Here is a 20,064-nt window from a genome sequence, read left to right as displayed (position 1 = left end):
AACCTAATTAATTTAAATTGCATAATATTTAAGTACAAAAGATAGAGGTAACATCATGAAATACACAAATCCACTCATGATTATTGTTTTTTTAATAACTTGGTCAATTAGTTCAGCTTATGCTGGATGTCCTGATGGCAAGAATGGAACCTATACTGGATATGTTGGTAAAATTATTTACAACGCTAATGATGAATACCCCACATTTACCTTAAGTAATTATCCAGATTCTATTATGAGTCTATCAAAAGAAGTAGGAATTAATACACCTAGAGGAAAAAATATCTCTGATCTCCTTATATTAGCAAAATTTAATTTTAATAAAATTACCGTAACATGCACAGATCTGAACGTATCCACTCTAACTTTAGAGGATAATAATGATCCAGAAAACAAATAGAACCCAAAATCATGATGACGACGTAGCTAGATTATTCTGCAATAAATCACAGGTTAATATATTATCTATTATGTAATGATGGTAGGAAATACTAATTCTTCCATGAAATAAAAATCAGATTTTAAATAATAAAAATACTATATCTCCTCTTCCATTCATTTCTCCTTATAAAAGTGCTGGTTTTAACACTAGCACTTTTTTGATTGTAACGTTAATTTAATTGATGACAGCGAAAATTATGTAATTTTCCATAAGATAATGAAAAAAGTTAAGTGTAATTCGTTAATTCCGTCAATTCTCCATCAATTGATACCAGTCTTTACTTCAAAAGTGTTTAACTTTCAACCAAAATTGCATTATCACTTGGAAAACAACTAGGATATCAGGCCAGTCATCTATAGGCTTTTTTTCCTCAACCCGGTCAAAAATAAATACAAAATCAAAGATACATCTTATTTTCGTACTAACCAATTGAGCTATGGTGTGTTTATTCGATACAGTTTTTCCTGATAACCACTTAAAATAGTGCTGTTTTTAACGGTTCATATCCTTGATGGGGTCATAATGTCCACTCAATACGACAAATTCGGGCGTACTTATCAGTGGTTTTTGCTGATACTTTTAGGCATGGTCTATTTTCTATCCACAGCAACAACCTTTACGTCATTGGGTGTTGTCCTTCCCAGCATGATTAATGAACTGGGCTGGAGCTGGACTGATGCCGGTTTAGGGTTCACACTGCTTGGCCTGACCTGCGGGCTGTCCAGTTTCCTGCCAACCGTGTTTATTCGCAGGGTCGGTGTTCGGTTCACACTCTTTATTGGGTTACTGATTTTTCTGGCTGGCTTCTACAACCTCTATCATACCCATGCCATTGCATCATATTTCATTGGAACGGCTTTAATTGGTGTCGGTTTTACCTTTCTGGCCACTGTACCCGGCACCTATGTTATTTCACGATTATATGAAAAACAGTCTCTCGCTTTCGGGTTCTATTTTACAATTGGCGGGCTGGGCGGCGTGATTGGCCCGTGGATCTATTTTCTGGCAACCCGGGTCTGGGGAACTTGGCGAATGCACTGGATGATCTCCGCCATAGTGCTCACTGTTTTTGTTATCGTGACTATTTTCACCCTTCGGGAAGGGGAAAAGGAAATTGCCCACGCTAAAGCAGTTAGCCAAAAAAATAATAGGGAAAACTCATCCAGTATATATCGCACCCAACAGTTCTGGACAGCCCATCAGGCACTACGGACATGGCAGTTTTATGTTATTGCGGCCACCTACACGGCATTTTTGTGGTGTGGTATTACGGTTAATAGTTTCGCTGTAGCCCATATTATTGAAAATGGTTTCAATGAAGCCATTGCCGCAGGATTACTAAGCTCCATGGCTTTTATCAATGCATTCTCAAGACTGGCCGGAGGTGCTGTCGGGGAATGGCTTGAACCGAAAAAATTACTGCTTGGTAGCCTGACTATTATTATTCTTGGCTTAATCGCGCTGAGTATTGCCTCTTCATGGCCATTCCTGATTGCATTTACGCTGTTCGTCGGTATGGGATACGGCATGACTTTTCTCGCTTCCAGTGTATTGCTCGCCAATTATTTTGGTCGTAAGCCTTATCTGGAACTATTCTCGATCATGAATCTAATTTCTACATTGGCTTGTTTGGCTCCTTTCTTCGCTGGAGCTATTAAAGATTATTCCGGTAGTTTTACCTGGGCTTTCCTCATCATTGCTTTCCCTGTTTTTGCTGTGTTAACCGTAACAATGGTGATGAAACCACCCAGCCATAAAATAAGAGACGCTTCAGTTAAAACTGAATAGGATTGCCTGCATCGCCCGGAAATTTATTGTTCTGAAGCATGGGAAGCCAAAGCTTCCCATTATCGGTAATGTGTTAAAAGTGAATAGAACAGAAACGTTTTGTTTATTCCGGTAGGCGCCGGTATTGCGCCGGCCTGCGCAACAGCCGCACTCCCAGCCAACCCCCACAAAGTGAAAGTAACAGACTGCTGATAACCGGCAACAGGATCCACATCAGCCACTGTGGCTGCCACGGAAACTCAAAAACTTTAGTCTGTAACAGCCAAAGGGCGATTTCAGCCCCAAATGCCGCCGCCAGACCAGCCATAAAACCAAGCAAGGCGAATTCACTCCATAATGTACGCCGCAATAGTTTCTTACTGGCTCCCAGTGTGCGATAAACCACCAGCTCAAGCTGCCTCTGGCTCATACCGACCTGAATTTGTGCCAATAAGAGTAACCCACCACATATCATTACCAGCACAACCATGATTTCCAGTGCCCGGCTAACCTGCTGCAAGATACCTTGAATCTGCTTAACCATAGAACCAATATCCAGCATGCTGATTGTCGGGAAATGACGATTAATTTCTGTCAGTAATTTCCCGTTTCCGACATAGTGGAAGCTGGTCAGCCATGTCTGAGGCTGCTGCGCCAGTGTTTCTTTATCAAAAATAAAGAAAAAGTTCGGATGCAGGCTTTCCCAGTCTACTTTGCGAATACTGCTGACTGTGACGTCAAAAGTTCTGGTGTCACCAGTGAAAGTCAGTTTATCGCCGATTTTAATCTGCAACCGATCCGCAACTCCCTGCTCAAGGGACACTTCCTTTGATTGCGGCGGCCAGTTTCCTTCGACAAGGGTATTGAACGGCGGTAATTCTTTTTTCCATGTTAAGTTAAGTTCACGCCGTACCGTCGTACTCTTAGGATGTACTTTGTCAGCCCATTCAACCGCAGACTGCCCATTAATTTCTGTCAGACGCGCCAGTACCACCGGATAAAATTCCGTTGGCTTTACGTCATATTGTGCCAACAGCTCATCCACTGGTGTGAGTTGTGGTTGAGTCATATTGATCAGGAAATAATTCGGGCTATCCGGCGGTAACTGTTGCTGCCACTGGTTCAGTAAATCTCCTCTCACCATTACCAGCAATGCCAGTAGCATGAAAGAGAGTGAAAACGCGGCCAGCTGAGTCATTGTCTGGAATGGTCGGCATAACAGCCTGCTCACAGCCAGACGCAGGCTTAGCTGACGAAATGTGATACGGCGCAGTAACCACAGACCACTCCAGCCTAACCCACCTAATAAAAGTGCTACAACAGGGACCCCCGCCAGTAATGACCATAATAGTGGTTCAGTCCCTGCCAACAGTATTAATCCTCCTGCAATAAGCAGAGTGACTACAGGCAAGTAATAGCGTAGTGGCCAGATACTGGCAGAAACACCACTTCTCAATACTCTGGAGGGCTGAGTTGCCATCAACTGGCGGTAAGGACGAATTCCCACCAGCAGAGCAATACTGAACAGAGCGCCAATCGCCCATACCCACGGCCACATCCCTGCTTCCGGCAACATTTTAGGCAACATCGCAGCCAGTACCCGGATCAGGGCTGCTTCAAAAACCAGCCCCAATACGGAACCAACAACAGTTGCCGCGAGTAATATCACCAGCCACTGCCCGATGATCCATTTGCGTAGTGCCCAACGCCCGGCTCCCAGAGTTTTCAGTATCGCAACCAGATTATGGCGACTGCGGCAATAATGCGTCATAGAAACCGCGACGGCAGCGACAGCCAGCAATAATGTCAGCAAGGCTGATAACAACAGGAATTGCTGGGCTCGTTCGATGGATTTTGCCAGCGCGCCATTATCCTGTTTCAATGTTAACCAGCGTTGATCTGCTTTTAATTCAGGGTCAATTAATTGTTGGAATGACTGAATCGCATCTGGTGAACCAGCAAACATGTAACGATATGTCAGACGGCTTCCCGGCTGAATAGCACCCGTCGCTTGCGCATCATCGATATTGATTAAGATCCGGGGAGAGAGCTGGAACGGATTGAAACCACTATCCGGCTCCTGCAAAAGTTCTCCACTGATCTTCAGTGTGGTATCACCAATTTCAAGGCTATCTCCCACTTTGATATGTAATAACGCCAGCAAACGCGGGGCAACCAGTACCGAACCTTTTTCCGGCTTCAGTCCCGGAGGGCTGGTTTCCAGTTCACCATACAACGGATAATGTTGATCGGCGGCTTTTACATCCGTTAGTTGTGGAACGTCTCCCGCATAAGTCATCGTTGAAAATGAGATCTGGCGGCTGAGTGTCAGCCCCTTTTTCTGTGCCAGTTGCAGCCAGGATGGATCAACAGGATATGATGCCCGTAATACCAGATCGCCGGCCAGAAAATCGCGGCTCTGATAATGAACACTCTGATCAATACGATCACCAATACGCCCCAGCGCCAAGACACAAGCCACAGCCAGCGTCAGCGATAACCAGACAATCAACAGAGATGGAGTACGCCACTCACGCCAGAACCAGCGCCAGATCATGCTTCCTCCTGTAATTTTCCGTCTGCCAGACGTAAGCGCCGCTGGCAGCGGGCAGCAAGCTGGCTATCGTGAGTGACCAAAATCAGTGTGGTCGCATAATCATGGTTGAGTGAAAACAGGAGATCCGCAATACGTTCACCGGTCTGACGATCAAGATTGCCTGTCGGTTCATCTGCGAACAAAATTTTAGGGCGGGTACTGAACGCTCTGGCTAATGCAACTCGCTGCTGCTCCCCACCTGAAAGCTGGGCTGGCATGTGTTTCAGGCGTTTGCCCAAACCCAGTTGCTCCAGTAATTCGATAGCCTGCTGGCGGCTCTGACTTTCAGATTCTCCGCGCAGAAGTGCGGGAAGCTGGACATTCTCCAGTGCATTCAAAGTGGGGATCAACATAAACGACTGGAAAACAAAACCGATATTTTCTGCCCGTAGCTGTGCCCGCTGTTCCTCATTCATACGGCTGATATTCTGCCCCAGCAAATGAACTTCACCTGAGCTACCGTCATCCAAACCAGCAATAATACCCAAAAGGGTCGATTTCCCTGAACCTGATTCACCAATTAATGCAATTGTCTGCGCTGGCTCGACAAGCAGCTCAACACCTTGCAATATATTAATTACCTGTTCCCCTTCACCAACATATTTAATGAGATTATGAACTTCAAGAGCACACTCTACAGCCATGTATTTTTCCTTTTATTGTTAATGCTATGCAGCGCCAGAGCAATGGCAGCTGATACTCTGCTGATATTAGGAGACAGCCTCAGTGCTGGTTATCGCCTGCCGGTTGAGCAGTCGTGGCCTGTTCTTATGGCAAACCAGTGGCATCAATCCGGTAATAAAGTGAATATCATTAATGGTAGTATCAGCGCGAATACCGCAGCACAAGGTTTTGAACGCCTGCCTGAATTACTGAAACAACACAAACCCAAATGGGTTTTAATAGAACTCGGGGCTAACGATGGACTGCGTGGTTTTCCCGTTCGGCAAATAGAACAGGATCTGCAAAAAGTCATTTCATTAGTCAAACAGAGCAAAGCTCAGCCGCTCTTAATGCAAATCCGCATTCCGCCCAATTATGGGAAACGTTACACCGAATCTTTTGCCGGAATTTACCCTGCTTTATCAAAAAATAATGATATCCCTTTATTGCCCTTTTTTATGGAGCAAGTTGCTATCAAACCAGAATGGATGCAAGATGACGGGTTGCACCCCAATCAGGCCGCACAACCTTTTATTGCAGATTGGATGTCCAGAAAACTATCGGCATATATTACCCATAAGTAAAAATGTTCACTTATTAATAGTAAATCATTTATGCCAGTAAATTGTTGTAAATTGACAGGTAAAGTTATGCAAAAAGCCATTCTTATTACGGGATGTTCCAGTGGTATCGGATTAGCCGCAGCCAAAACACTTCATCAACGTGGCTATCGTGTTTTGGCTGCTTGCCGTAAACCTGCTGATTTAGCACATATGCGCGAATTAGGTTTAGAACCCATCGAACTGGATTTAGATGATCAGGAAAGTGTTAAGAAAGCTGCTGAGCAAGTTATTAAGTTAACAAATGGTCGTTTGTTCGGATTATTCAATAATGGTGGTTTTGGCGTTTATGGCCCGTTGGCAAGTATTTCCCGTGAACAGATGGAAAAACAATTTTCCACCAACTTCTTTGGTACCCATCAGCTGACATGTCTGCTTCTACCCGCAATTCGCGCGAATGGTGAAGGGCGGATCATCCAGACCAGCTCTGTATTGGGGTTAATTTCCACGCCGGGACGTGGTGCTTATTCTGCCAGTAAATATGCGCTTGAAGCCTGGTCTGATGCCCTGAGAATGGAATTAGCAGGAAGTGGAATAAAAGTCAGTCTGATACAGCCGGGGCCGATTAAAACGCGTTTCACAGAAAATGTTGCTCAGACCGAGATTGATAACCCCGTCGAAAACTCGGCAATGGCTCGCCGTTTAACGATGACGCCTGAAGATGTTGTGGAAAAATTAATTCATGCACTGGAAAGCCCTAACCCTAAGTTACGCTATCCTGTGACGCTAATATCTCATGCTGTTACTGTTCTGCGTCGCCTGCTGCCAGCAAGATTAATCGATAAAATCGTATCTTCGCATTAGCCATAAGATTGAAAAACCGGCAAGCCAGCCCTATGTATACTTTAATGAATGCCCTTATAACGAGAGAGAACCCATGGAACCAACAATGAATACTAACAGCAACACTGCTCAGATTGTTCGCATTAATGAAGCAAATATCGCTCAGGTTGTTCAACAGTCTCTAACCACACTTGTTGTATTCTATTTCTGGTCCCCTCAGGATCTGCATTGTCATGAATTAGAGTCCACCCTCGATAAACTCGCCCATGAATATGCCGGTCAATTTATTCTGGCTAAAGTTGATTGTGACCAACTGGGCCATATCTCGGCACAATTCGGTGTGCGGACTGTACCAACCGTACTTTTTGTGCGTGAAGCCCGCCCTTTCCACGGCTTTGAAGGGGTACAAACCGACGAAAACATCAGAAAGATGTTTGCCCAAATTCTGCCACTTTCAGGAAAGTCCCCGCTGGAACAGGCAAGTGAATTACTTGTTGAAGGAAAAAATCAGGAAGCGCTGTCTTTACTGAAAGAAGCTCATCAGGAAGATCCGCAGGATATGGAACTTAGCTTATTTTTGGCTGAAGTTCATATTTCATTCAATCATCTGGAAGAAGCGCAAAAAGTACTGGAAACTATTCCATCAGAAGAACAAGACCAACGTTATCATGATTTACTCGCTACCATTGAATCACACAAACAAGCAGCGGATTCTCCTGAAATCAGGCAGCTTTTGCTGGAAATGGCGTCTCAGCCGGAAAATGCGGAACTTGCGCTTCAATTGGCGTCTAAATTACATGAAGTCGGACGTAATGAAGAAGCGCTTGAATTATTGTTCGGTTTTCTGAAAAAAGATCTCTCTGCTGGCAATGGTGAAGTGAAAAAAACACTAATGGATATTATCACCGCGCTCGGTACCGGAGATGCACTGGCATCCAAATATCGTCGTCATGTATACTCTTTACTCTATTGATTAAGCACATTTATGTATTCCATGATTAACTAATAAAGGAATTGTTATGGATTTACTTTCTCTCGGGGCTGTGCCCATTCTGATTATTATTGCAGTCGTTATCGTCTTTACCTGTGTTAAAACCGTTCCACAAGGATATCAGTGGACCGTAGAACGTTTCGGCCGCTATACACGCACCTTAACGCCGGGGTTGCATATTCTGGTTCCGTTTATTGATCGCGTGGGTCGTAGAATCAATATGATGGAACAGGTACTGGATATTCCATCGCAAGAGGTGATTTCCCGCGATAACGCCAATGTCACTATTGATGCCGTCTGCTTTATTCAGGTTGTCGATCCGGTGCGTGCTGCCTATGAAGTCAGTAACCTTGAGCTGTCTATTATCAACCTGACTATGACTAACTTCCGTACTGTTCTGGGTTCAATGGAACTGGACGAAATGCTGTCACAGCGCGATTTAATTAACAGCCGCCTGCTGACCATCGTCGATGAAGCGACTAACCCGTGGGGGGTGAAAATTACCCGTATCGAGATCCGTGATGTGCGTCCACCGAAGGAATTGATCTCTGCAATGAATGCCCAGATGAAAGCTGAACGTACCAAACGTGCAGATATTCTGGAAGCTGAAGGGGTTCGTCAGGCCGCTATTCTGAAAGCCGAAGGGGAAAAACAGTCTCAGATCCTGAAAGCAGAAGGTGAACGCCAGTCAGCATTCTTACAGGCAGAAGCCCGTGAACGTGCCGCAGAAGCTGAAGCAAGAGCAACAAAAATGGTTTCTGACGCGATTGCTGACGGCAATATGCAGGCGATTAACTACTTCGTCGCCCAGAAATATACGGATGCTCTTACCAGTATCGGTGCAGCAGATAATAGCAAAGTCATTATGATGCCGCTGGATGCCAGCAATCTGATGGGTGCTATCGGAGGTATTGCTGAACTGATTAACGAAAGTAAGAAGGATAGACAGGATAACTAACTATGATTGAACAGATAGCCACTCAACCGGTCTGGTTCTGGCTCTGTTTTGGTGGATTACTGTTAATTGCTGAATTGCTGGGTACGGGGGGATATTTGCTGTGGACAGGGATTGCAGCTGTCATTGTCGCCCTGATCACATGGATTTTTCCCTCAATGAGCTGGGAGCTACAAGGTATACTGTTTGCCTTATTAACATTACTCTCTGCTATCGCGTGGCGGGCCTGGTTGCGCCGCCACCCGCAAAAGAGTAGTGATGAGAGGCTCAATCAGAAAAATCAGCAATTAATCGGGCAGCACGCCCGCTTAACGACAGATACTGAAAATGGCTATGGACGAATCAAACTGGCTGATGGTAGCTGGCGCATTCACTGTGACCATGAACTCACTGCCAATACAGAAGTTGAAATCATCGCCGTCGACGGGATAACACTAAAGGTTAAGCCGATATAATACGGGGTGGCAACAAACCGACACAGAAAATATTAAACCCTTGTTGTCAGTTAATGCAGTTAACCATTCATCAACGACACTCCTAATACAGGCTGGCCATGCCAGCCATATTTAACCTTTAATGAAACCAAACGATGAATCCGGTGGAAAATGTTGAAAACGGCCATTGATTAGAGTTTAGTAATTTCCGTTTACAATATGTTACAGGTAACTGAATTATCATTCATTTATCGTTATATCAAAACTTATCAATACCACATAACCCTAGCAAACAAGCACACCTAAGCTCTGACAGGATGTACTTTTCTTCTGAAAAGAACAGCAGAAATGACAGCTCCACTTCGAACGAATAGTCAAGATAAAAATATTTCAATGTAGCGAAAGTTAAAATTAATCGAATACCCAGTTCTGAGAAAAACGAATAGGGATTTAATCATGACTTTTAAAATCATTTGCTGCGATGGCGGCGGAATTCGTGGTTTGCTAACAGCCAGACTTATTGAAGATCTCGATAAGAAATTTCAGATTATTAAAAGAACCAATGGATTTGCCGGAACATCCACAGGAGGCTTATTAGCTCTGGGCATGGCACACGGTGTCCCTATCTCAAAAATGGTTGATTTATACAAAAAGGAGGGAGCTAATATTTTCATAGTCCATAGTTTATTACAGAATAAATACAGGCCTGGAATTTGTGATTCGCAGGTCACCAAACTCATCCAGGATTTAGATAAACAATTTCAAATTACTAAAAAAACCAGTAGGTTTACCGGGATATCCACAGAAGGAATATCATCACAAGGTATGCCACAAGATATCACTCTTTCGAAAATGATTGACCGCTACAGAAATGATGGTATTCAGCATTTTGTCTCGAATGAAATATCATTGCAAAATATAAGCAGAACTAGAGGGGTTTCCGCTCAAAATGATGAACCTCTTGGAAGACCCGGTGCTATGGGCACAAGATATTACAACTATGGCCTGAGAAAAATTCTACAGGAATTTTTTTCTGATGCACAACTATCCAGCTCAGAACATTTTATAGCGATTAATGCAGCCCAGCTTTGGAACGAAAACAATCAATCCTGGCTACCGTGTACTTTTTCCAACCTGCCAGAAAATCCCTTTCGTAATATCTCCATGGTTGATGCAGCAATGGCGACATCTGCGGCTCCAACGTTCTTCCAGCCATATCGTATTCAGCTAAATAGCACGGATTTTGGCTATTTCGTAGATGGTGGAGTTTTTGCCAATAATCCGTCCATGACAGCACTTACCGAAGCATTATCCCTGAAGGGAGTTTCTGGCCCAACTGACATCCGCATGCTATCCGTAGGTACCGGAGATATGTCTAACGGAGTGACTTCGATCAATTTCGACAACTATGCACCGTTAAGCTGGGGAGTAAATTGGTGGTTGTGGCCTCTGCGGTGGGGGAACAAAGATGAGGTACCACCAGCGGCTCTGTTGATGCTCATATTTGAAACGACAGCTAAGATGGCAGAATTTCAGGCTGAAAAAATTCTTGGAAAAAACTATTTACGCGCAAATTTTACGCTCAGCAAACCGTTCGATATAGACAATTGGCAAGATATCGAAACCCTTGAAGCTGAAGTGGATAAATATTTGCAAACACCTGACTGGGAGCGCATATGCAATCAGGTTAAGCGACTCTGGATATAAAATATTTTCACTATACACAGGCCCCTGACAATTAAGCTGATATCATCAACCATGTTTTGCACAAGTACCAGATAGTTGTTCAATGATGGGGCATTCAGCGCCATCATCTCCCGGACATTCAGCCGCCAGTGTTAATAACTTTTTCCTGATATTCTGTAATTCTGCAATCGTTTTTTCTATTTCAGCCACTTTTTGCAATGTTGTAGCCTTCACATCCATACTATGACGATTAGGGTTGTGAAATAACCGTAATAATTCCCGGCACTCTTCCAGAGTAAACCCCACCTCCCTCGCCTGCCGTAAAAGGATTAATTCATCAATATGCTTCTGCTGATAAAAACGGTAGCCATTCTCTTCCCGCCCCGGCGCTGTAATCAAATCTTTTTCTTCATAGAACCTGATAGCTTTGCTGGTTAAGCCCGTTTTCTGGGCAATTTCACTGATATTCATTATTCCCCCTTGACCTTCCCCTTGCAGGAAGGTTTAGCCTAAACAGATAACGAGCTATCCCCAATAATAATAGTAAGTATATACCCAATGGATTTCGAGTTGCATCGCGGCGTATATCACTCTGTTTCAGGAGATTTTATTATGTCTACAACAACCATTCTTGCACTTCAGGGCTTAACCTGTATGCACTGTGTCAGCAGGGTCAAAAAAGCGTTGGAGCATCTACCCGGAGTTGAACAGGCTGAGGTCACCCCTGAATACACTAAAGTTATCAGTAACGTAACACCTGATGCCTTGATAGCGGCTATCCGTGATGCTGGTTATCAGGCTTCAATCGCAGATCGCCATGATGTTGAGTTACAGCTTTCCGGATTAAGCTGTATGAAGTGTGTCGGCAAAACCCAGAAAGCCCTGGAATCAGTGGAAGGTGTCGTTGCTGCTGAAGTCGATAAGCAAACAGCCAGAATTTACGGCAAGGCTGAAGAAAATGCCTTAATTAGCGCAGTAAAACAAGCAGGCTATCATGCTGAATCAGTCATGAGTTCGCATCTCCCAAAAAATGAGCCGCTGACAACACCTGAACCAGAATTTTTGCTAGCGGCAACAGATTCCACTTCTATTCCTATCACAAAATCTGATAAAAAAACTGGCTCTGGTGCTTCTCATAACAGCGACGACAGCATTCAGCTTCTGCTGGATGGCATGAGCTGCGCAAGTTGCGTCAGTAAAGTACAAAAAGCCCTGCAATCTGTTGAGGGTGTTAAAAATGCCAGAGTCAATCTGGCGGAAAGAAGTGCTCTAATCACCGGTTCCGCCTCCTCCGAGGCTTTGGTCGATGCGGTTATCAAAGCCGGTTATGGAGCTGAAATCATTCTGGATGAAACTGAACGCCGGGAACGACAGCAACAGATTGCACAAGCCAATATGCTCCGTTTCCGCTGGCAATCAGCCCTCGCTCTGATTGTCGGGGTTCCGGTTATGATCTGGGGCATGATAGGCGACAATATGATGCTCACACCGGAAAATCATACCATCTGGCTGAGCATTGGTCTGGTGACTCTTGCCGTTATGGTATTTGCTGGCGGGCATTTTTATCGCAACGCCTGGCAAAGCCTGAAAAACGGCAGCGCGACAATGGATACATTAGTTGCACTGGGAACAGGGGCTGCATGGCTATATTCCATCAGCGTCAACTTATGGCCGGATATTTTTCCACCTCAGGCGCGCCATATTTATTATGAAGCCAGCGCTATCATTATCGGCTTAATTAATCTTGGTCATGCCTTAGAACAGCGAGCACGTCAGCGTTCTTCACAAGCACTTGAGCGACTGTTGGATTTAACGCCTCCAACAGCCCGAGTCATCACATCAGAAGGCGAAATATCATTACCGCTGGCTGATGTTGAACCCGATATGACATTACGGCTGGTAACGGGTGATAGGGTTCCTGTTGATGGAGAGATCATTCAGGGCACAGTCTGGCTGGATGAAGCGATGCTGACGGGAGAAGCTATTCCGCAGCAAAAAACACTCGGTGATACAGTTCATGCCGGGACAGTCGTTCAGGATGGAACGGTACTGTTCAAAGCTTCAGCCGTAGGCAGCCAAACCACTTTAGCCAGAATTATCAATCTTGTTCGTCAGGCACAAAGCAGTAAACCGGAAATCGGCCAACTGGTGGATAAAATATCCTCAATATTTGTCCCTGTCGTCGTCGTTATTGCATTGGTTGCCGGTGCTATCTGGTATTTTGCCGGCCCGGCTCCGCAAATCATGTACGCACTGGTCATTATCACAACGGTACTGATTATTGCCTGCCCTTGTGCGCTTGGTCTGGCAACACCAATGTCTATTATTTCAGGCGTCGGAAGGGCTGCTGAATTAGGAGTATTAATACGCGATGCTGATGCCCTGCAACAGGCCAGTCAACTCGATACCCTTGTTTTTGACAAAACCGGAACCCTGACAGAAGGCATGCCACAGGTTACGGAAATTCATACTTTCAACGGCTACACGGAAGAACAGGTATTACTGTGGGCAGGTGCGCTGGAAAGCGGTTCAAACCATCCTTTAGCAAAAGCAATTCTCCTGAAAGCTGAAGACAGAAAAATAGAGAGTAAACAATTAACTGACGTCACGCAGTTTCGCACTCTGGCAGGCACAGGGATTAGCGGCAATATCGGTAACACGACACTGCTGTTAGGTAATCTGAACCTACTTGAACAGAATCAGGTTGAAACAAGCACATTACAACAGCAAGTAGTACAACAGGCGGAAAAAGGTATTACCCCTGTTCTTCTGGCTGTTGACGGTAAAATAGCAGCCCTGTTTTCAATACGTGATCCACTGCGTCAGGATACAATCTCAGCCCTGCAACGTCTGCATAAGCAGGGGTATCATTTAGTGATGCTGACGGGAGATCATCCGGCAACGGCTAATGCTATAGCCAAAGAAGCTGGCATTGATCAGGTTATTGCTGGTGTCTTGCCTGATGGTAAAGCGGCAACTATTCAGGCCTTGCAATCTGAGGGCAGAAAAGTAGCGATGATTGGTGACGGAATTAATGATGCTCCGGCATTAGCACAAGCCGATGTAGGTATTGCGATGGGAAGCGGCAGTGATATTGCTATTGAAACAGCATCAATTACCCTGATGCGCCACAGCCTGCATGGAGTTGCCGATGCCGCTGAATTATCTAAAGGGACATTACGTAATATGAAACAGAACCTGTTCGGGGCATTTATCTATAATACGCTGGGGATCCCGATTGCAGCCGGTATCCTCTACCCTTTCACCGGTACATTATTAAATCCGGTGATTGCCAGTGCCGCCATGGCTCTCTCTTCTATTACCGTAGTCAGTAACGCTAACCGATTATTACGTTTTAAAACGAAAGATTAACTGATCTAAGCTTCGGAAAGCTAAACAAGGAAGTTTAGCTTTCTACTTATCATACATACCCTATGGATTTCGCACTTTTTCACACTTTCCTGTTAACCTTTAATACATTAGCATATCAATTTACGTCCATTAACGGAGTTGTGAAATGGGAAAACTTATGACCTATCTCAGTAATGTATTAGGACTAAATTCCCAACGAAATTACCCCTATCCTGCTTATGATGTAACTCTGCCTGAGAACAAACAATTACATATTGTTGGCAGTATCCATATGGGTACAGAAAATATGTATCCACTTTCTGAAGTATTGCTGGAACAACTGGAACAATGCAATGCTTTAATTGTTGAAGCAGATATTACACAGTCAGGGTCGCCATTTCAGCAAATACCGCCCGAGCAGGCCGGACTGTCACAACGTTTATCATCTGAACACTTTTCGTTTCTACAGCAATACTGCCATGAGATCCATCAGCCGATAGAATTGCTGGATCGGCTGCCTTCCTGGCAAGTTGCCCTGATCCTTCAGGCTGCTCAGGCTAAATACTTGGGAATGAGTCCTCAATATGGGATTGATTACCAATTACTGAACAGCGCAAAAGCCATTGATAAAGATATCATCGAGCTGGAAGGAACAGATAAGCAGATCAATTTGCTTACCGAGTTACCCAATGGTGGCCTTTCTCTATTAGAAGATACTCTTGCTCACTGGCATACTAACGCCCGAGCTTTACAAACTATGATTGGCTGGTGGATGAATTACAAATCAGACCAGAAAAACCCGGTATTGCCACAAACTTTCTGCGACGCTATTTACCAAACCCTGATGACTGAACGTAACTCCCAATGGAGTATGCAATTGCGTACCTTACCTGCAGGAAAATATGTCGTGGCGGTCGGTGCATTACACCTTCATGGTGAAAACAATTTGCTACAGTTGTTGCAGCAACAAGAATAAAAAACATTTCAAATAATTGAGAGCTTATATAGGACATAACATATGACCCCCGCCATAATTCTTCTGGAAAAACAAAAAATTAATTTTAAGATTCATCCTTACGAACACGATGCCAATGAACATAATTTTGGTGATGAAGTAGTCAGAAAACTGGGTTTAGATGCAACAAAAGTTTTTAAAACCCTTTTGGTTTCATTAAATGGTGATCCTAAAAATCTTGTTGTCGCTGTTACCCCGGTTGCAGGGCAACTGGATTTGAAAAAAGTCGCCAAGGCATTTAAAGCAAAAAAAGCCGATATGGCAGACCCTCAACTGGCACAAAAGATTACGGGCTATCTGGTAGGAGGAATCAGTCCATTAGGCCAGAAGAAACGTCTCCCTACTGTTATTGATAGCCAGGCCGAAGCTTTATCTACTCTGTTTATTTCCGGCGGCAAGCGAGGACTGGATATTGAACTGGCCCCTACTGATTTATGCCAACTACTAAGTGGTTCATTTGCTGATATCGCCAGAATTTGAAAATCAATTGTAATTACTTCTAAATTTTTCGAGCCGGCTCTGTTTTCCCAAAAACAGAGTCTTGTTCAATTTTCTAATATCGATATACTTTCCTTATAGCAAAAATAATATTATTTACTATTTTAAGTAACTTAATATATTTAAATAAAAGGAGATAAAATGGCTACCTCGTCAATTTTCCGGCAAATTGTGATTACTGATCCCAAGGCAATTAAGATGTTAAAAAAGGCCAATAAGAAACCAAGAAGAAACAAATATGACCATATAGATATAGAAGCACAACAAAATGAGGCGATAGAAATATTAAAACGAAAATTCTCGCTTTAAGCAAGGTATTAATGACACTTGGTACTGATAAAACAATGGAATATTTGCATTCATTTTCCTGTCCATCAAACCAAGATGTAGAATCATTTTTACATTCAAGAGCTATTAGATTTGAAAAAGTTGATGCAACAAGAACCTACTTGGTTTTAGATATGACTGGAATAATTTTGGCTTACTTTTCTCTGACCTTTAAAGAACTACCAATACATGACTTTATTCTTTCAAAATCAAAAATAAAGAAACTTGATGGGATCAGTAATCGTGCCACATCACTGAAAGTTTATTTAATTGGACAGATAGCTAAAAATTTCTCCTTACAAGGAAACCCAATAAAATTTAAGGACATCTTAATTCCAATAGAAATTATTATCGAAAAAGCGCAATATCTAATAGGAGGACGAACAATTATCCTAGAATGCAAAAATAAAAATAAAATCATTAAATTATACCAAAGTCACGGATTTAAAATAATACCAAACAAAAAAGAAGGAGAGAAAAACACGCTAATAACCATGATATTAAACAATTAACTATTTGCTTTCAATCATACCTACTTCAGATTATTTATTACCATTCCAAATGGTAAATAAAAGACCATCTATTTTAAAGATGGTCTTTTTTGTCAAAAATCAGATTTTACTTATCATCATTTGAAAACTATTTCGCCTTTAGGATCATAGTCAGCGGCTTTCAGTGGAGAGTGTTTTTCAATATACCCTTTCAATACTTCCGCATCGACAAAACCGGTATTTACGTATCCCGGCAAATTATCAATTCGTGGATAACCGTCACCACCGATAGCGTTGAAATTCAATGTTGCCATACGATAAGTTTTATTCAGATCTAAAGGCTTCCCAGCAATTTTTACGTCGCTGATGCTCTTACCCTCTTTCACAAAACTGACATTATAGAACTGACCATAAGCACCTGAATCCGCTTCCATATTAGCAGCAGCGGTCAGATAAGGCAGAACTTCACTGCCTTTGAAGTCAACATAAATTAGCTGATTACCGAATGGATGAACTTTTAATACATCTTTATACGTAATATCCCCTGCTTCAATAGAATCACGGATACCGCCACCACTCATCACAGCAAAATCAGCATTGGCCCGTTCCATCTGAGCTGCCAGCACAAGATGAGCCATATTGGTCTGTATAAAACGAACCTTACTACGGTCACCTTCTAATTTGTCGTCAACTGACCCAATTTTGACACTCAGTTTCTGATTGCCTTTATCCTGATAAGGCGTCAACAATTTCAGCATTTCTGCGTTCTGGGGAATTTGTTGAGTGTAATAAACTCTCTCAGTACTCCCATCCTCTTGTGTGACTCTTTTATTTAAATTGATAGGAATTAACTGATAGTGCATTAACTTAAATTCACCATTACGAAATTGAAAATCTGCCCGCCCAACATATTTGCCCCATTCATGGGCCTGAACAATCCACGTTCCATTTTGACGATCCGGAGAACAAGGCGTTCCCGGTACATAATCCACCTGTTTATAGTTTTTATTTTCCGCAGACATACAGACCGGATCTTGTGAATGCCCCCCCACAATCATATCTAAATAGCCAGCAGGTAAACTACGCGCCATTTCCACATCTCCGGGAGCATTCGTACCGTGATGACCATCGTCATAGTGCCCCATATGCGTTGCAGCAATAATGACATCCGGTTTTTCATTCTTCTTCAGTTCATCAATGACTTTTTTCGCTTCTTTCGCGGGTACACGGAATTCCACATCAGGGAAATTAGCCGGATTCCCTATTTTCGCGGTATCGTCAGTGGTTAAGCCAATAACTGCAATTTTTACCCCTTGCTTATCAAATATCACATAGGGCTTAAATAAACGCTTATTGGTACTGGTCTGGTAAATATTCGCTGACAGGAATGGGAAGTTAGCCCATTTCTCCTGTTGATAAAGTACATTCAAAGGCTTATCAAATTCATGATTTCCCAGTGTCATCGCATCATAACCCACCAGATTCATGCCTTTAAAATCCGGCTCGGCATCCTGCATATCCGATTCAGGTACACCCGTATTGATGTCTCCACCCGATAGCAGTAATAGGCTGCCACCTTTTTTAGCAACTTCCTGTCGTATAGAATCGACTACCGTTTTCTGAGCAGCCAATCCGTACTCTCCATGATCATTCTGCCAAAAGTGACCATGATGATCATTGGTATGCAATATCGTAATATCGTACGTTTTATCTTTTTCCCAGGCCGAAGCCACCATCGGTGACAAAGCCAGAGAAACAACAAGGGTACATACTGACGCTTTAAATGAAAATTTCATCGGATATCTCCATGCTCCTAAATAAATTGACTGCATGACTGTTATTGTTTTTCAATGACGTTAAAACCTGCCTCATTTCAAAGAAATATTACTTTTTTATGACAAGAAATATGGCCGGCACAGGCATATGTTCAACAACAGAACAGACTAGCGGAACAGCACTTAATGCCGTATTTTTTCGATCAAGATTACATAAATAAGCTATTAAATAGAGTGTTGTTCCATTTTTTTGCGATAGGCATCAAATTATACCAAGATGAGCAAAGGTTTTATTGGAAAGTGAATATGCATTAAGGTGTAACAATTAAATAACCGTTCAGCACCATACAACACAGGTGACATTGGTGAAGAAATGAACATAAATAAGCAAAATAGTACAATTCCACAATCAGGCTCACAAAAAAGAACACAGAAAACGGTTTTTTCTATTCTTGGCGCAATTAGCCTGTCTCATCTTTTGAACGATATGATCCAATCGCTGATTCTGGCGATTTATCCACTATTACAATCTGAATTTACTCTCAGTTTTATACAGATTGGAATGATAACTCTGACATATCAGGTCACAGCGTCTTTATTACAGCCCCTCATTGGCTTATATACAGATAAACACCCTCAGCCTTATTCGCTACCCATTGGGATGGGTTTTACCCTTTCCGGATTGCTTTTGCTGGCTTATGCCGAAAGTTTTCCTATGATACTGCTGGCAGCAGCACTGGTCGGTACAGGTTCATCGGTTTTTCACCCAGAATCATCCAGAGTTGCCCGAATGGCTTCGGGTGGGCGTCTTGGGTTAGCACAATCTTTATTTCAGGTAGGCGGAAATCTGGGAAGTTCACTTGGCCCACTGTTAGCCGCTATTTTCATCGCGCCTTACGGTAAGGGAAATATAGGGTGGTTTTCTCTGGCAGCTCTGCTGGCTATCATCATTCTGTTACAAGTCAGTCAATGGTACAAAATGCAGTATCGTACGACTTCACGCCACGCCTCCAATACAAACTTTGAGCCCGTTTTTCCCAGAAAAATCATTGTCCGTTCATTCATCATTTTACTAATACTGATCTTTTCAAAGTATTTCTATCTGACCAGCATCAGCAGCTACTATACTTTTTATCTGATCCAAAAATTTGGTGTCTCTGTTCAAAATGCACAGATTCATCTTTTCGTCTTTTTGTTTGCTGTCGCCGCAGGCACTCTGATTGGTGGCCCTATCGGAGATAAAATCGGCCGTAAGTATGTCATCTGGGGTTCGATTCTGGGTGTTGCTCCCTTCACTCTTCTCTTACCTTATGCATCACTATTCTGGACAGGCATACTCACCGTTATTATCGGCCTGATACTGGCATCTGCATTTTCCGCCATTCTCGTCTATGCACAGGAACTACTTCCCGGCAACACGGGGATGATAGCAGGATTATTCTTTGGATTAGCATTCGGTATGGGGGGTGTCGGAGCAGCCGCTCTCGGATATATAGCAGATAAAACCAGTATAGAATTAGTTTATAAAATCTGTGCTTTTTTACCACTTCTTGGCATTTTCACTCTATTCTTACCAAATATAGGAAATAAACATAATAAAATCAGCATTAAATAATAAAAAATATTCATTATTTATCATCATTTCTCTTTGTAAACATGAGTAAATAATA

General features: G+C 43.0%; 18 protein-coding genes. 14 read left to right on the top strand and 4 right to left on the bottom strand.

The genetic code is table 11. The annotated features are described in order from the left end of the window. Positions 1-55 precede the first annotated feature (55 nt). On the top strand, positions 56-400 hold the full coding sequence (locus AACX38_RS19065) for a hypothetical protein (RefSeq protein WP_228865196.1): 345 nt from the start codon (positions 56-58) through the stop codon (positions 398-400). 564 nt (positions 401-964) lie between these two features. After that, positions 965-2,230, top strand: coding sequence for an MFS transporter (locus tag AACX38_RS19060; RefSeq protein WP_228865195.1), 1,266 nt, complete (start codon positions 965-967; stop codon positions 2,228-2,230). A 103-nt stretch (positions 2,231-2,333) separates the two neighbouring features. Here the strand turns inward: AACX38_RS19060 and ybbP are convergent, their stop codons facing one another. Together ybbP and ybbA are read right to left on the bottom strand one after the other, a co-directional pair. Further along, positions 2,334-4,766: a putative ABC transporter permease subunit YbbP gene (ybbP, locus tag AACX38_RS19055; RefSeq protein WP_228865194.1), complete on the bottom strand. Its 2,433-nt coding sequence runs from the start codon at positions 4,764-4,766 to the stop codon at positions 2,334-2,336. Then, complete coding sequence (ybbA, locus tag AACX38_RS19050; RefSeq protein ID WP_228857791.1) at positions 4,763-5,449, bottom strand: putative ABC transporter ATP-binding protein YbbA; 687 nt, start codon at positions 5,447-5,449, stop codon at positions 4,763-4,765. Before ybbA ends, ybbP begins: the two co-directional genes overlap by 4 nt. Here ybbA and tesA point away from each other — a divergent pair. The 6 genes from tesA (at position 5,420) to AACX38_RS19020 (ending at position 10,958) form a co-directional block, all read left to right on the top strand. Next, positions 5,420-6,052 carry a multifunctional acyl-CoA thioesterase I/protease I/lysophospholipase L1 gene (gene tesA / locus AACX38_RS19045; RefSeq protein WP_228865193.1) on the top strand — a complete coding sequence of 211 codons (633 nt, stop codon included), beginning with the start codon at positions 5,420-5,422 and terminating at the stop codon, positions 6,050-6,052. The genes ybbA and tesA overlap by 30 nt on opposite strands. Before the next feature lie 66 nt (positions 6,053-6,118). After that, positions 6,119-6,892 carry an SDR family oxidoreductase gene (locus AACX38_RS19040; RefSeq protein ID WP_228865192.1) on the top strand — a complete coding sequence of 258 codons (774 nt, stop codon included), beginning with the start codon at positions 6,119-6,121 and terminating at the stop codon, positions 6,890-6,892. A gap of 73 nt (positions 6,893-6,965) precedes the next feature. Beyond that, complete coding sequence (locus AACX38_RS19035) at positions 6,966-7,844, top strand: co-chaperone YbbN (protein ID WP_304957222.1); 879 nt, start codon at positions 6,966-6,968, stop codon at positions 7,842-7,844. Positions 7,845-7,890: 46 nt separating this feature from the next. Continuing rightward, complete coding sequence (locus AACX38_RS19030) at positions 7,891-8,820, top strand: SPFH domain-containing protein (RefSeq protein ID WP_099111347.1); 930 nt, start codon at positions 7,891-7,893, stop codon at positions 8,818-8,820. Positions 8,821-8,822: 2 nt separating this feature from the next. Next, positions 8,823-9,272, top strand: coding sequence for an NfeD family protein (locus AACX38_RS19025; RefSeq protein WP_099122243.1), 450 nt, complete (start codon positions 8,823-8,825; stop codon positions 9,270-9,272). A gap of 435 nt (positions 9,273-9,707) precedes the next feature. After that, positions 9,708-10,958, top strand: coding sequence for a patatin-like phospholipase family protein (locus tag AACX38_RS19020; RefSeq protein ID WP_228865190.1), 1,251 nt, complete (start codon positions 9,708-9,710; stop codon positions 10,956-10,958). 45 nt (positions 10,959-11,003) lie between these two features. Here the strand turns inward: AACX38_RS19020 and cueR are convergent, their stop codons facing one another. Then, positions 11,004-11,408 carry a Cu(I)-responsive transcriptional regulator gene (cueR, locus tag AACX38_RS19015; RefSeq protein WP_228865189.1) on the bottom strand — a complete coding sequence of 135 codons (405 nt, stop codon included), beginning with the start codon at positions 11,406-11,408 and terminating at the stop codon, positions 11,004-11,006. A 141-nt stretch (positions 11,409-11,549) separates the two neighbouring features. On the opposite strand from cueR, the gene copA reads away from it, so the two are divergent. The 5 genes from copA to AACX38_RS18990 all read left to right on the top strand — a co-directional run bounded on the left by copA (position 11,550) and on the right by AACX38_RS18990 (position 16,640). After that, entirely contained in the window at positions 11,550-14,309 is a 2,760-nt protein-coding gene (gene copA, locus AACX38_RS19010) for a copper-exporting P-type ATPase CopA (protein ID WP_228865188.1), read from the top strand. A gap of 145 nt (positions 14,310-14,454) precedes the next feature. Beyond that, complete coding sequence (locus AACX38_RS19005) at positions 14,455-15,264, top strand: TraB/GumN family protein (RefSeq protein WP_228865187.1); 810 nt, start codon at positions 14,455-14,457, stop codon at positions 15,262-15,264. A gap of 42 nt (positions 15,265-15,306) precedes the next feature. Further along, on the top strand, positions 15,307-15,783 hold the full coding sequence (gene ybaK / locus AACX38_RS19000) for a Cys-tRNA(Pro)/Cys-tRNA(Cys) deacylase YbaK (RefSeq protein ID WP_099122238.1): 477 nt from the start codon (positions 15,307-15,309) through the stop codon (positions 15,781-15,783). Positions 15,784-15,942: 159 nt separating this feature from the next. Continuing rightward, positions 15,943-16,110 (top strand): hypothetical protein, encoded by a 168-nt coding sequence (locus tag AACX38_RS18995; protein WP_193757214.1) that lies wholly within the window; start codon positions 15,943-15,945, stop codon positions 16,108-16,110. Positions 16,111-16,121: 11 nt separating this feature from the next. Then, positions 16,122-16,640: an acetyltransferase gene (locus AACX38_RS18990; RefSeq protein ID WP_228865186.1), complete on the top strand. Its 519-nt coding sequence runs from the start codon at positions 16,122-16,124 to the stop codon at positions 16,638-16,640. A gap of 116 nt (positions 16,641-16,756) precedes the next feature. On the opposite strand, the gene ushA is transcribed toward AACX38_RS18990, so the two are convergent. Continuing rightward, positions 16,757-18,415, bottom strand: coding sequence for a bifunctional UDP-sugar hydrolase/5'-nucleotidase UshA (gene ushA / locus AACX38_RS18985; RefSeq protein WP_304957221.1), 1,659 nt, complete (start codon positions 18,413-18,415; stop codon positions 16,757-16,759). A 352-nt stretch (positions 18,416-18,767) separates the two neighbouring features. On the opposite strand from ushA, the gene AACX38_RS18980 reads away from it, so the two are divergent. Continuing rightward, positions 18,768-20,009, top strand: a complete 1,242-nt coding sequence (locus AACX38_RS18980) for an MFS transporter (protein ID WP_228865185.1) — start codon at positions 18,768-18,770, stop codon at positions 20,007-20,009. Positions 20,010-20,064: the final 55 nt, after the last annotated feature.

This window comes from Xenorhabdus sp. PB30.3, assembly GCF_963895965.1.
In the GTDB taxonomy this organism is placed as follows: Bacteria; Pseudomonadota; Gammaproteobacteria; order Enterobacterales; family Enterobacteriaceae; genus Xenorhabdus; species Xenorhabdus stockiae.
The sequence above is the reverse complement of the archived record's forward strand: the minus strand, read 5'-3'. Positions and strand labels throughout refer to the sequence as shown.

What these genes read in the sequence shown, in the direction of transcription:
- AACX38_RS19065 (WP_228865196.1), top strand. Translation starts at nt 56, where the DNA reads ATGAAATACACAAATCCACTCATGATTATTGTTTTTTTAATAACTTGG.
- AACX38_RS19060 (WP_228865195.1), top strand. Translation starts at nt 965, where the DNA reads ATGTCCACTCAATACGACAAATTCGGGCGTACTTATCAGTGGTTTTTG.
- ybbP (WP_228865194.1), bottom strand. Translation starts at nt 4,766, where the DNA reads ATGATCTGGCGCTGGTTCTGGCGTGAGTGGCGTACTCCATCTCTGTTG.
- tesA (WP_228865193.1), top strand. Translation starts at nt 5,420, where the DNA reads ATGAACTTCAAGAGCACACTCTACAGCCATGTATTTTTCCTTTTATTG.
- ybbA (WP_228857791.1), bottom strand. Translation starts at nt 5,449, where the DNA reads ATGGCTGTAGAGTGTGCTCTTGAAGTTCATAATCTCATTAAATATGTT.
- AACX38_RS19040 (WP_228865192.1), top strand. Translation starts at nt 6,119, where the DNA reads ATGCAAAAAGCCATTCTTATTACGGGATGTTCCAGTGGTATCGGATTA.
- AACX38_RS19035 (WP_304957222.1), top strand. Translation starts at nt 6,966, where the DNA reads ATGGAACCAACAATGAATACTAACAGCAACACTGCTCAGATTGTTCGC.
- AACX38_RS19030 (WP_099111347.1), top strand. Translation starts at nt 7,891, where the DNA reads ATGGATTTACTTTCTCTCGGGGCTGTGCCCATTCTGATTATTATTGCA.
- AACX38_RS19025 (WP_099122243.1), top strand. Translation starts at nt 8,823, where the DNA reads ATGATTGAACAGATAGCCACTCAACCGGTCTGGTTCTGGCTCTGTTTT.
- AACX38_RS19020 (WP_228865190.1), top strand. Translation starts at nt 9,708, where the DNA reads ATGACTTTTAAAATCATTTGCTGCGATGGCGGCGGAATTCGTGGTTTG.
- cueR (WP_228865189.1), bottom strand. Translation starts at nt 11,408, where the DNA reads ATGAATATCAGTGAAATTGCCCAGAAAACGGGCTTAACCAGCAAAGCT.
- copA (WP_228865188.1), top strand. Translation starts at nt 11,550, where the DNA reads ATGTCTACAACAACCATTCTTGCACTTCAGGGCTTAACCTGTATGCAC.
- AACX38_RS19005 (WP_228865187.1), top strand. Translation starts at nt 14,455, where the DNA reads ATGGGAAAACTTATGACCTATCTCAGTAATGTATTAGGACTAAATTCC.
- ybaK (WP_099122238.1), top strand. Translation starts at nt 15,307, where the DNA reads ATGACCCCCGCCATAATTCTTCTGGAAAAACAAAAAATTAATTTTAAG.
- AACX38_RS18995 (WP_193757214.1), top strand. Translation starts at nt 15,943, where the DNA reads ATGGCTACCTCGTCAATTTTCCGGCAAATTGTGATTACTGATCCCAAG.
- AACX38_RS18990 (WP_228865186.1), top strand. Translation starts at nt 16,122, where the DNA reads ATGACACTTGGTACTGATAAAACAATGGAATATTTGCATTCATTTTCC.
- ushA (WP_304957221.1), bottom strand. Translation starts at nt 18,415, where the DNA reads ATGAAATTTTCATTTAAAGCGTCAGTATGTACCCTTGTTGTTTCTCTG.
- AACX38_RS18980 (WP_228865185.1), top strand. Translation starts at nt 18,768, where the DNA reads ATGAACATAAATAAGCAAAATAGTACAATTCCACAATCAGGCTCACAA.